The 12535-nt window shown below is 32.4% G+C and carries 14 protein-coding genes; 8 read left to right on the forward strand and 6 right to left on the reverse strand.

Annotated elements, in window-relative coordinates; all coding sequences use genetic code 11:
* Window positions 1–50 precede the first annotated feature (50 nt).
* Window positions 51–545: a YybH family protein gene (locus AC0608_RS13265; protein WP_478289395.1), complete on the forward strand. Its 495-nt coding sequence runs from the start codon at window positions 51–53 to the stop codon at window positions 543–545.
* A 114-nt stretch (window positions 546–659) separates the two neighbouring features.
* On the opposite strand, the gene AC0608_RS13270 is transcribed toward AC0608_RS13265, so the two are convergent.
* Complete coding sequence (locus AC0608_RS13270) at window positions 660–1196, reverse strand: DUF6799 domain-containing protein (RefSeq protein WP_478289396.1); 537 nt, start codon at window positions 1194–1196, stop codon at window positions 660–662.
* Between the two features lie 339 nt (window positions 1197–1535).
* On the opposite strand from AC0608_RS13270, the gene pepT reads away from it, so the two are divergent.
* From pepT to AC0608_RS13285, 3 genes are all read left to right on the forward strand, one after another.
* Window positions 1536–2789: a peptidase T gene (gene pepT, locus AC0608_RS13275; protein ID WP_478289397.1), complete on the forward strand. Its 1254-nt coding sequence runs from the start codon at window positions 1536–1538 to the stop codon at window positions 2787–2789.
* A 7-nt stretch (window positions 2790–2796) separates the two neighbouring features.
* Window positions 2797–3384 (forward strand): YdeI/OmpD-associated family protein, encoded by a 588-nt coding sequence (locus tag AC0608_RS13280; protein ID WP_478289398.1) that lies wholly within the window; start codon window positions 2797–2799, stop codon window positions 3382–3384.
* A 305-nt stretch (window positions 3385–3689) separates the two neighbouring features.
* Entirely contained in the window at window positions 3690–4148 is a 459-nt protein-coding gene (locus AC0608_RS13285) for a hypothetical protein (protein WP_478289399.1), read from the forward strand.
* Between the two features lie 72 nt (window positions 4149–4220).
* On the opposite strand, the gene yajC is transcribed toward AC0608_RS13285, so the two are convergent.
* The 3 genes from yajC to AC0608_RS13300 all read right to left on the reverse strand — a co-directional run bounded on the left by yajC (window position 4221) and on the right by AC0608_RS13300 (window position 6727).
* Entirely contained in the window at window positions 4221–4493 is a 273-nt protein-coding gene (yajC, locus tag AC0608_RS13290; protein ID WP_478289400.1) for a preprotein translocase subunit YajC, read from the reverse strand.
* Between the two features lie 30 nt (window positions 4494–4523).
* Entirely contained in the window at window positions 4524–5435 is a 912-nt protein-coding gene (gene nusB / locus AC0608_RS13295) for a transcription antitermination factor NusB (RefSeq protein ID WP_417960384.1), read from the reverse strand.
* Window positions 5436–5620: 185 nt separating this feature from the next.
* Window positions 5621–6727 carry a Glu/Leu/Phe/Val family dehydrogenase gene (locus AC0608_RS13300; protein ID WP_417959440.1) on the reverse strand — a complete coding sequence of 369 codons (1107 nt, stop codon included), beginning with the start codon at window positions 6725–6727 and terminating at the stop codon, window positions 5621–5623.
* Between the two features lie 201 nt (window positions 6728–6928).
* On the opposite strand from AC0608_RS13300, the gene AC0608_RS13305 reads away from it, so the two are divergent.
* The 3 genes from AC0608_RS13305 to AC0608_RS13315 all read left to right on the forward strand — a co-directional run bounded on the left by AC0608_RS13305 (window position 6929) and on the right by AC0608_RS13315 (window position 10057).
* Window positions 6929–8689, forward strand: coding sequence for an ABC transporter ATP-binding protein (locus AC0608_RS13305; protein WP_478289401.1), 1761 nt, complete (start codon window positions 6929–6931; stop codon window positions 8687–8689).
* Window positions 8690–8760: 71 nt separating this feature from the next.
* Window positions 8761–9141, forward strand: a complete 381-nt coding sequence (locus AC0608_RS13310) for a PUR family DNA/RNA-binding protein (protein ID WP_417959438.1) — start codon at window positions 8761–8763, stop codon at window positions 9139–9141.
* Between the two features lie 91 nt (window positions 9142–9232).
* Window positions 9233–10057: a sulfurtransferase gene (locus tag AC0608_RS13315; protein WP_478289402.1), complete on the forward strand. Its 825-nt coding sequence runs from the start codon at window positions 9233–9235 to the stop codon at window positions 10055–10057.
* 30 nt (window positions 10058–10087) lie between these two features.
* Here AC0608_RS13315 and AC0608_RS13320 read toward each other — a convergent pair whose 3' ends face one another.
* Window positions 10088–10426, reverse strand: a complete 339-nt coding sequence (locus AC0608_RS13320; protein ID WP_478289403.1) for a tRNA-binding protein — start codon at window positions 10424–10426, stop codon at window positions 10088–10090.
* Between the two features lie 144 nt (window positions 10427–10570).
* Here AC0608_RS13320 and AC0608_RS13325 point away from each other — a divergent pair, with 144 nt between their 5' ends.
* The gene (locus AC0608_RS13325; protein ID WP_478289404.1) at window positions 10571–11464 is read left to right on the forward strand and encodes an alpha/beta fold hydrolase; all 894 of its coding nucleotides are present in this window, start codon (window positions 10571–10573) and stop codon (window positions 11462–11464) included.
* 113 nt (window positions 11465–11577) lie between these two features.
* On the opposite strand, the gene AC0608_RS13330 is transcribed toward AC0608_RS13325, so the two are convergent.
* On the reverse strand, window positions 11578–12510 hold the full coding sequence (locus AC0608_RS13330) for a peptidylprolyl isomerase (protein WP_478289405.1): 933 nt from the start codon (window positions 12508–12510) through the stop codon (window positions 11578–11580).
* Window positions 12511–12535 lie beyond the last annotated feature (25 nt).

Below are 12535 nucleotides of genomic sequence, written 5' to 3' on the forward strand. Positions count from 1 at the left end.
ATTACAACCGATTCACATAACCTGTTTTTAACTAATTTAAAAAAAAAGCTATGAAGAAAAATTTAACAATCCCAAACGTATTTTCTGTTTTTATTACTTTTGCCCTGTTTTTTGCAACAAGTTGTGAAGCACCAAAAAAAGTGGATGCGTCAACATTTGATTTGGCTCTAGCAAAAAAAGAGATCGCCATACAAAATAACGTGTTTATGAATGCCTTAAAAAATGGTGATTCGGTGGGTATTGCAAATTGTTATGCAGCAAATTCTAAATTTATGATGCCAAATAGTAAATCCATAACAGGCCGAGAAAACTTAATTCCTGTATTTAGCAGTTTAATAAAGTCCGGCATGACTAACATTGACATAAAAATTGTGGAAGCATGGGGAAATGAAGAAATGTTAACTGTTGAACAGGAATGGGTATTTACCGATAAAAGTGGTAAAGATATTGATAGAGGAAAGTCATTGGAACTTTGGACTAAAGAAAATGGAAAATGGAAGCTTTTTCGTGATTGCTTTAACTCTGATTTACCAATACCTAATTAAAACATATTTTTATATTACTCTCAACTAAAAAACCGAAACTAAATAAAATAGGTTTCGGTTTTAATGCGTTAAAATTGAATATGAATTTCAATTTATCATTTTCAAAAACTGTTTTTAATTTTCCATTTTTGCTTTCATTTTCATATTTTTCATCATCATTCCCTTCATACTCATTTTATCACCGTTTTTTAACATCATGGTTTTACCATTTTTCATTTTGACCATCCCATTGGGATACACTATATATCCATTAGACAATATTATTTCTTTTTCCATCGTCATTATTTTACCATCTCTAATTACCATCATTTTCCCGTCTTTCATCTTTACATAATCTTTCATTTTATCCATCATCATTACTCCATTCATATACATCATGTCTCCGTTTTTCATCATCATGGTTTTACCATTTTTCATTTTGATCATCCCATTTGGATACACAATATAACCGTTAGCCATGGACATTTCTTTTACCATTACCATCATTTTACCATTCTTCATCACCATTATTTTACCATTTTTCATCATTACATGATCCTTCATCTGTATTAGTGCAGAATCATACATTTTTGAATCATGTTTTTTAGAATCTTTTGCTTCCATTCCTAATGAGAATGTGGCAATTACTACTAGAGCTAATAATTTTTTCATAATGTTTTGATTTTTAAATATTTAAAAAAATAATAATTAAAATTACGAAAAATATAATGGCAATTACGATTTTTAATTAATTACTTTTCCTTACATTTTTAAATATAATTTACTCCCAAAACGCAAAATATTTCTTAAATAAAAATGCTTTATTTAATCCAAAAAATAAATTATTTCATAAACGCTACAGTATACTTTATAGAAGAATTTAGAGTAGAAACACTAAAAACAGTTTGCTTTTTAATGATTACTAAAATCAATGTTTTTCTCATAAATCAAGTATTCAGTTCCATAAAATGCTTCTGAAAAAATGATTATATTTGCATAAAACAAAGAAATATGCAACATATTATAGATCGTTTCATCAGTTACGTAATTATAGATACTGAATCTGATCCCAACTCAGATACTACACCAAGCACACCAAAACAATGGAATTTAGCCAACAAACTGGTTGAAGAATTAAAAGCTATTGGTATGCATGACGTAACAATAGATGACAAAGCTTATATCATGGCTACTTTGCCTAGTAATGTAACACATCAAGTCCCAATTATTGGATTCATTTCTCACTTTGATACTTCTCCGGATTTTAGCGGTAAAAATGTAAAGCCGCAAATTATCCCCAATTACGATGGAAAAGACATCATACTAAATGCCGAAAAAAATATAGTTTTGTCTCCGGGCTATTTTAAAGATTTATTACAATACAAAGGACAAACTTTGATTACCACTGACGGAACAACGTTACTGGGCGCTGATGATAAAGCCGGAATTACTGAAATTGTTACCGCAATGGAATTCCTAATCAAAAATCCAACTATCCAACACGGAAAAATCAGAGTTGGCTTCACGCCCGATGAGGAAATTGGTAGGGGTGCGCATCATTTTGACGTAGAAAAATTTGGGGCAGACTGGGCCTACACAATGGATGGCAGCCAAGTAGGAGAACTCGAATATGAAAATTTTAACGCTGCTGGAGCCAAAATTATTTTTAAAGGCAAGAGCGTACATCCCGGTTATGCAAAAGGAAAAATGATAAATTCTATGTTAATTGCTAATGCCTTTATAAATGAATTGCCTAAAGACGAAACACCGGAACAAACTAGAGGATATGAAGGTTTTTTTCACGTACATCATTTAACCGGAAATATTGAAGAAACAGTTCTGGAACTTATTATACGGGATCACAATAAGAAAAAATTTGAAAAACGTAAAGATTTAATCGAGAAAATTATTCGCAAAATCAATAAAAAATTTGCAAAACAGTTTGGCGAAGATATTGTTATTGCTGAAATAAAAGATCAATATTACAACATGAAGGAAAAGGTCTTGCCTGTTAAACATATTGTTGATATTGCCGAAAAAGCCATGAAAGAAATTGGAATCAAACCACTTATTAAGCCTATTCGTGGAGGTACAGATGGTTCTCAATTATCGTATAAAGGGTTACCATGTCCAAATATTTTTGCTGGAGGACATAATTTCCATGGAAAATATGAATATGTTCCTGCTGAAAGCATGCAAAAAGCTGTTGATGTAATTGTAAAAATTGCTGAATTAACAGCATTAAGAGATTCAATTATTAAATAAGACTAATTTGGAATCTTCAAAAACCAATAGCCATTCTTGGGATAAAAACAATAATTGGTATGCCGAATTAGAATTACTCAAATCAATTATTGCCACAACAGAACTAGTACAAACCACTAAATGGGGAGGTATTGTCTATGTCTTGAATGGTAAAAATGTAATTGGAATAGGAGGATTTAAAAATTATTTTACTATTTGGTTTTTTAATGGTGTTCAGTTGCTAGATCAAAAACAAGTGTTGGTCAATGCGCAAGAAGGCGTAACTAAATCGTTGCGCCAATGGCGTTTTTCATCCCAGCAGGAAGTTGATGGAGAAGAAGTGTTACACTATATTCGTGAGGCCATAGAAAATGAAAAACAAGGAAAAAATTGCAAACCTCAAAAGAAGGCACAAATTTTCTCTGAGCTTTTTCAAAAAGAATTAGATCTTAATCCGGAATTAGCGACAGCTTTTCAAAAATTCTCTCCTTACAAACAATATGAATTTTTAGAATATATTGAAACTGCCAAACGAGAAGCAACCAAACATTCTCGAATCGATAAAATAAGACCCCTAATTATTCAGAATATTGGCCTTAATGATAAATACCGATAATATCAAGTCCCATTTCTAAAAATTCAGAATGGGACTTTTTAATTTAAAAAATATTCAATAAAGAACATTCACTACAAATCATTCGGAGTAAATACCCCTAAAATCTTACTTCTTGTATTTCATCTACTATTGTCTCTCAATCCTTTTTCTGACATACTTAAATCTTACAACTTATAATATCGAAAAGCTTAACATTGGAAAGGCAATTAAATCACTATATTTGCTAACTATTACTTAACTATTTATTAACATTGAATTGCCTTGCAGTTTTAATAAAATCAAAAACGACACTAATAATTCTCACTATGATACAAAAAGAAGAAAATCCTATAGTACCTACTCCAGTAAAATCAGAAATTGACAAAGCCGTAAGAGCACCAAAAAACAAAGTTATCAAATCTACTGAAGAAGCTGAAGAAACTACAGCACCACTCAATGAAGATATAGTAACTGAAATTATAGAAGAAACCGTGGAAATTTCAGTAGAAGACCAAGACGATAATACTGTGGAAGTTCTAAATAAAAAGGACGGGAAAAAAGATAATAAAAAGAAGTTAAAAATGAAAGTAAAAGACATGAAAGAAAAAGACAAGAAAAAGGCTAAAAAAGCCGATGCAAAAGAAAAAGCAAAAGCAAAAGCGAAAAAAGCGAAAAAAGCGAAAAAAGATAAAGCGAAAAAAGCGAAAGCAAAAACTAAAATAAAAGCGAAAAAAGCGAAAGCAAAATCGAAAAAAGCAAAGAAAGCAAAAAAGAGTAAAAAATAATTAAATTATTTTAACTAAAAAAGTCCCAATCCGAATAAACGGTTGGGACTTTTTTAATTCAGTAAGATGTTATTATTTTTTATTCAAAACGGTACTCATTTCCATCGAAATAGCAGAACGTTCCATTTTCAATTTTCCTGACATTGTTTCAACAACTACAGTTGTGTCTGCTAACTCAGAAACTTTTCCGTGAAGACCACTTTTGGTGATAATTTTATCCCCCACTTTCAAGCTGCTCTCAAATTCTTTTTCGTTTTTCGCTCTTTTTTGTTGTGGTCTGATCATAAAGAAATAGATTACCACAAACATTAATATAAACGGTGCAAATTGAGTTAATTGTTCCATAATTTTAATTCTCTTTTTATTTGTTAATTATTACATTAAACCACGACCAGCTTTTACAATTCTTTTGCTAGTTTGAAGCTCTTTTACTAAACTGTCTAAAATTCCATTGATAAAAATACTACTTTTTGGTGTAGAATATTCTTTAGCAACCTCTAAATATTCATTAAGAGTTACTTTTACGGGAATGGACGGGAATTTTAAGAACTCACAAATTGCCATTTTAAGAATAATGGTATCTATTTCCGCAATTCTATCACTATCCCAATTTGGTGTTTTATCAACATACTCTTTGGCTAATTCCGTTTCATTTAAGACTGTTTTTCGAAACAAATCTTTAACAAAATCCTTATCCTCATTGTCTTTATACAATTTTGGTACTCTAAAATTATCATCTTCTCCCGCCTTAATAACCTTCAACTGCTTGATAATATGGGTGTTTACCAAAGGGATATCATCAACCCAAGTCAACTTATCATCTTCTAAATACTCATATAATTTTTCGTTAGGAACAATTACATCCATGAACAAATCAACAATAAACTGTCGGTCTTCCTCAAAAGTATTTACTGGATTACTCATGTATTCCACATACAATTTACTGGCTTTTATATCATTAAGCAGCAATAAAATATAATCGTCATTAAGAGTCCAATTATTAATTTTACGGTTTTCTAGCGCGATACTTAATGAATTATTTTCGGAAAGAATTTGAAAAATCCTGTTTTTGACAAATTTTTCGTTGGGTTTACGTTCCTCAGGAGTCGCAAGATGTTTCAAACTTGATTTGTGTAAAAACACAGTTTCTGTTTTACAAATCTCAATTAGCGAGGAAAGCATTATCAGGTATAAATCTTGAATATTGTCGATACTGTAAAAAAGGAATTTTTCTTCTTTTTCCAGATTATCTGAACCGCTTTGATGCATCGCATAAATGGATTGCATAACTTTAACGCGAATGTGTCTTCTGTTTACCACCTTGTAAGAACTTTTATTAATTAGCCTGCAAAAATAAGTATTTCATTTTTTAAAATAAAATATATAAACGCTTATTTTTAAACTATTCAGTCAACCGTATTCAGTGAACGGTAATAGTTAAACACTGAATACGGATAATTGAACTTGGAAAACTATTTTCTACTATTCTCTAGCTTTCTTTGATTGATGCGATTTTGAGCAATAGTCAAAGCCGCATGATGCGTTGTCATGTTGTTTGCAATAGCAAAATCAAATATTTCTAAAGTCGTATTGTAAATGTTTTCTGTTTTACGCATGATTTCGGCTTTATCATAATGTGCTAATTCAGCATAAACATTGATAATACCACCAGCATTAATCAAAAAATCCGGAGCATAAAGAATACCTCTTTCCTGAAGAATTGCACCATGTATATTCTCATCAGCTAATTGATTATTAGCAGCACCAGCAATAACTTTTGCTTTTATCTTATAAACAGTATCGTCATTTAAGGTTGCTCCCATCGCACAAGGCGCATAAATATCAACATCTGCACTGTACAAATCCTCACCTCTAAAAATTTGTGCGTTGTACTTAGTTCCTACTTCATGCAATTTTTCTTCGTTAATGTCGGCAATTGTTACTATTGCACCTTCTTTTGTCAAATACTCAACTAAAGTCTCGCCAACGTGTCCAATTCCTTGTACTAAAACTTTTTTACCGCTCAAAACATCCGAACCAAATTGTTGCTTTGCTGCCGCTTTCATTCCTAAATACACACCATAAGCCGTGACAGGTGATGGATTTCCAGAACCTCCTCTTTCTTCAGAAATTCCTGTAACATAAGGCGTAACATCTCTTACAATATCCATGTCTTTAGTTTCCATTCCCACATCCTCAGCAGTGATATATCTTCCGCTTAGAGAATGAACAAATTCACCAAATTTACGCATTAACTCTGGTGTCTTTTGTGTTTTGGCATCACCAATAATTACCGCTTTTCCCCCTCCAATATTCAATCCAGTAATAGCTGCTTTAAAAGTCATTCCTCGAGAAAGACGCAAAACATCGTTTAGTGCTTCCCACTCATTTGCGTAATTATACATTCTTGTACCGCCCAAAGCTGGACCCATTACCGAATTATGAATACCAATAATTGCTTTTAAACCCGTATCTTTGTCGTTGCAAAATACAATTTGTTCGTGATCATCAAATGATAATTGACCAAAAACGGGATCCATTTTTTGAAGTTCCTTTCCTGTTGTGAAAGCTGCATTCATAGTATAAATTTTTATAGTGATAAAATTACGAATTTGCCAAAAAGACAATCCAAATTTACACAAAATATAAATATGTACTAGCTTTTTATAAAAAAATCATTGATTCAATAATTTAAACGATTACTGTTTTGCATTAAAAATTATTAAAAATAAAATTTTATTCTAAAAATAAAATCATTTCAACACAGAATACTTTAAAAAATGAAAGAATTACTTTATTTAAATAAATACTTCGTCAAATACAAATACAGTTTTTTACTGGGAATTCTTTTTACTATAATTGCACAAATCTTTATGCTTTTTACACCCAAACTGATTAGTAAATCATTTAAGGTCATTGAAGCTTTCTCCAAAGACAAAACCATAGAAAAAACAGTTATTTATCAAGAATTAATTTCAAATATTTTACTAATTATAGCCACAACAATAATCGCTGGTTTCCTAACTTTTTTGATGAGACAGACCTTAATTGTAATGTCACGACACATAGAATTTGATTTAAAAAATGAAGTATTTCGTCAATATGAAAATCTATCTCAAAATTTCTACAAACAAAATCGTACCGGTGATTTAATGAATCGCATTAGCGAGGATGTTTCTAAAGTGAGAATGTATGTAGGTCCAGCCGTGATGTATACGATAAATACTGTGATTCGTTTTGCTATTGTTATTGTATACATGTATAATGTATCCCCTACACTAACTCTATACACGCTTTTACCTCTTCCACTTTTGTCATATGCCATATTTAAACTTAGTTCCGAAATCAATATAAGAAGTACCATTTTTCAGCAATACTTATCCAAAGTGTCTAGTTTTTCTCAAGAAATATTCTCTGGAATTCGAGTGATAAAAGCTTATTCACTCGAGGATCAGCATCAAAAAAACATGGTGAATTTAGCCAATGAAAGTAAAAGCAAAAGCTTAAATCTGGCGAAAGTACAATCCTTATTTGGTCCTTTAATGTTGGCTTTAATAGGAATAAGCAACTTGGTCGTAATTTATTTTGGAGGTTTGATGTACATTAATGGTACAATAAAAAGCATTGGAACTATCGCTGAATTTATCTTATATGTCAACATGCTTACATGGCCCGTAGCCTCTTTAGGCTGGGTTTCCTCGATGGTTCAAGAAGCAGAGGCTTCTCAAAAAAGATTGAACGAATTTCTAAAAATTGAACCGGAAATAAAAAATAAAAACGAAAACAAATCAGTCATTGAGGGGACTATTTCCTTTGAAAACGTGAGCTACACTTATGAAGACACGAACATAAAAGCCATACAGAATATTTCTTTTACAGTAAAAAAAGGAGAAACTTTGGCCATTCTAGGAAAAACCGGTTCTGGTAAATCTACTATTTTATCATTGATTTCCCGTATGTATGACGTTACAGAAGGAAAAATAAATATTGACAGAAATGAAATAAGCACCATCAATTTGTTTGACTTACGCAATAGTATTGGGATTGTGCCACAGGATGCTTTTTTGTTTTCAGACAGCATAAAAAACAACATCATGTTTGGCAAAGAAAATGCAACGGAGGATGAAGTAAAATCCGCAGCCAAAAGCGCTGTTGTACACGACAACATTATGGGTTTCAACAAACAATACGAAACAATTTTAGGCGAAAGAGGAATTACACTTTCTGGAGGCCAAAAACAAAGAGTTTCTATTGCAAGAGCAATTATCAAGAACCCACCCATTTTACTTTTTGACGATTGCTTATCCGCAGTTGATACAGAAACTGAAGAAGCAATTTTAAACAACTTACAAGAAATTTGCAAGGATAAAACTACAATTATTGTAAGCCACCGTGTTTCTTCTGCAAAAAATGCGGACAGAATTATCATTTTAGAATACGGAAAAATCATTCAACAAGGTTCTCATAATCAATTGATAAATCAAGAAGGTTATTATTCTTCATTGTATCTAAAACAACTTTCAGAAAAAGAAATGCTATAATTGTTGTGTAATACATATATTTTTTAGATTTTTGAATACTAGTTAACAACCATAAATTGATTGAGAGGATTATGAGAGAACATGACATGTTAGAAAAAGAAGAGATTTTTTCTAAAGTTTTAAGAGCTGGGAGAAGAACTTATTTCTTTGATGTGAGAGCGACAAAAGCAGATGATTATTACATTACCATTACCGAAAGTAAAAAATTTACTGAAGAAGATGGTTCCTTTCATTTCAAAAAACATAAAATCTATTTGTATAAAGAAGATTTCGCAGCTTTTGCAGAAATTTTAGGAGAAATGACCTCTTATGTTTTGAACCATAAAGGCGAAGAAGTAATTTCAGAAAGACACCAAAAAGATTTCAAAAAAGAATATGCATCTGATAAATCAGATGATGAAATCATACCTCAAACATCAACTTTTACCGATATAGAATTTGATGATATTTAATTTTTACTTACTTACAATTAAAAAAGTCCAAAAGTCATTTGATTTTTGGACTTTTTTTAATCCGTTTACATAAATAGTAGGCACAACCGCAATGAGACAACCTATCGTAAGTACCGCTTGGCTTCACAGCAATCTTGAAGATTCAAAATTAATAATTCTTGATGCCAGTTTCAAAGAGAATCAATCCAATATAAAAACGGATCTGGAAAATATTCAAATTAAAGGTGCTCGCTTTTTTGATATAAAAAATACCTTTAGCGATACCACAAATCCTTTACCAAACACCATCCCAAGTCCTGAACAGTTTGAACTTCAAGCCAGAAAACTAGACATAAACAAAAATAGTATTCTTATAATTTATGATAACCTGGGTATCTATTCTAGTCCAAGAGCGTGGTGGCTTTTTAAATTAATGGGACATCAAAATGTTGCTATACTCAATGGCGGACTACCTGAATGGGTTAATCAAAAGTATCCGGTTGAAGCAATACAGGAAAATCCAAACTATTCCATTGGAAATTTTGAATCCAAGTTTATCCCAGAATTAGTCAAAAGCAAAGAACAAATTTTAAAAAACATACAAACCAAAGAAGCAGTTCTGATTGACGCCCGTGCAGAAAACCGTTTCAAAGGAATTGGAGATGAGCCCAGACCTGGACTAGAAAGCGGTCATATTCCCGGTTCCATGAACATGCCATATACACAACTTTTGCAAAACGGTAAATTTTTACCAAAAGCAAAATTAGCTAAAGTCCTGAAAACTGACAGTAAACCTCTTATATTTACTTGTGGTTCAGGAGTTACTGCCTGTATTAATTTAATAGCATACGAATTGATCGGTAAAAATCATAAATCCGTGTACGATGGTTCTTGGACAGAATGGGGACAACTGGAAAACTTTCCAATAGAAAAGTAAAATGTGTTTTTTAATATATATACAAACTATTTAACCAATTCGCAATCCATTTTCAATTTTAAAATCGGGTGCCAGTAAAATCACATCTCCTTCGGCTCCAACGGCTCCTAAAACGAGACATTCACTCATAAATTTCCCAATTTGTTTTTTCGGAAAATTCACTACTGCCACAATCTGCCGGTTCAATAATTCCTCTTTTTGATATCGCTTGGTGATTTGTGCCGATGTTTTTCTGATTCCGATAGAAATCCCAAAATCTACGGTAAGCTGATAAGCCGGTTTTCGGGCTTCGGGAAAATCATTGACTTCTAGAATAGTCCCCACGCGCATTTCTACTCTTTCAAATTCAGTCCAAGTAAGGTTCTCCATAGTTTGTTTTATTAAATAAAGTATTGAACAACAAACCTATAAATTTTACAAGTATTTATCCTAATTGTGTAATACTATTTTTAAACCATACTGCTAATTTTACAATTGATGAATACTAAATTCAACTCGTAAATAGGAAATATTATGGACATAAATGAAAACAGCAATACCGAATCGTATAAAGAAGACAACCACTATGGTGTAAGAAATGATGTCGATATGTATATAGAAACAGCTCCAAATGTAAAATTATATGTAAAAGATTATGGTCAGGGAAAACCAGTAATTCTAATACATGGTTGGCCGTTATCAAATGAGATGTGGGAGTACCAAATTGAGACTTTAGTACAAAATAATTTTAGAGTAATTGCTTATGACCGTCGTGGTTTTGGTAAATCTTCACAACCTTGGAATGGATATGATTACGACACGTTATCAGATGATTTAAAAGCTATTATTGATCAATTGGATCTCAAAGACGTTACGCTTGTAGGATTTTCAATGGGCGGTGGAGAAGTAGTCCGCTATTTCAGTCGTCATGCTGGTAAAGGGGTTTCTAAAGCAGTTCTTATAGCTTCGATTACCCCGTTTCAATTACAAACTGATTCTAATCCAAATGGTGTTCCTCAAGAAAAATACGATGCCATGGCAGAGCAAATCAAAGAGGATCGAATAGGCTTTCTAGATAGTTTTGGAAAAACATTTTTCGGTGTGAGCTTTATCAGTAAACCCTTAAGCACCCCTTTGTTGGATTATTACAAAATGCTGGGTTCTTTAGCCTCTCCAAGGGCTACTTTAGAATGCGCGAAGTCGTTTTCATCAACTGATTTCCGACGAGAAATGGCCTCTGTAAACGTTCCAACCTTAATAATTCATGGTGATGAAGACAAGACTGTGCCTATCGAAATTACTGCTGAGGTAGCGACAAAATTAATACCTGACAATAAATTTATAGTATATGAAGGCGCACCACATGGTCTATTTTATATTGAAAAAAACAAATTAAACAAGGATTTAATTGCTTTTTTAAATACATAAAATAATACTAAATTCTATTTACATATAACTCTTTCCCTATTTTAATGCATAAAAAAATCCCAAAACTTAATAGTTTTGGGATTTTTTAATTTTATAGGAATAAATAGTTCAAACTATTTCACTTCCATTAATTCTACGTCAAAAATCAGCGTAGCGTTAGGTGGAATTGCACCTCCTGCACCACGTGATCCGTATCCTAAATCTGATGGAATTACGAAACGTGCTTTGTCACCTACTCGCAACAATGCAATTCCTTCATCCCAACCCTCGATAACCTGACCTTCACCCAATCTAAATTCAATTGGTTTTTTTCTTGGATAAGACGAATCAAAAACTTTTCCGTTTTCTAATGAACCTTCATAATGTACTGCAACCGTTTTTCCACTTTCTGCTTTTTTACCTTCACCTCTTTGGATGAATTGGTAACGCAATCCGCTTTCTGTTTTTTCAAAACCGGCAGCAAGTTTTTCCATAGCTGCTTCAACATCCGCTTTTAAAGCCGCATCACGCTTGTTACGAGATCCTTTGAAGGTAATAAAGGCTTCAATTGCATTCCAATTTTTAGCTTCTTCCCCTTCTCTGATAATTTCTAAAGACTCTAGAACATCTCCTTGCTCTACAGCATCTACAATATCCTGACCTTCTACCACATGACCAAAAACGGTGTGTTTGTTATCCAACCAATCTGTTGGGATGTGTGTTATGTAGAATTGTGATCCGTTTGTTCCAGGTCCTGAATTGGCCATTGCCAAAACTCCCGGGCGATCGTGTTTTAAACTTGGATGAAATTCATCATCAAATTTATACCCCGGGTCACCAGTTCCTGTTCCTTGAGGACAACCACCTTGAATCATGAAGTTAGGAATTACTCTGTGAAATTTTAATCCGTCATAAAATTTAACCCCTTGTGGTTTTACTTTATTTTCTAAGTTACCTTCCGCTAATCCTACGAAATTCCCCACTGTCCCTGGAGTTAAATCGTGTGCTAGTTTTACTACAATAGTACCTTTAGTGGTGTTGAATTTAGCATATATTCCGTTTTCCATTTTTGTTTAATTTTTATTGAAAGAC

Source organism: Flavobacterium sp. GNP008 (assembly GCF_056428965.1).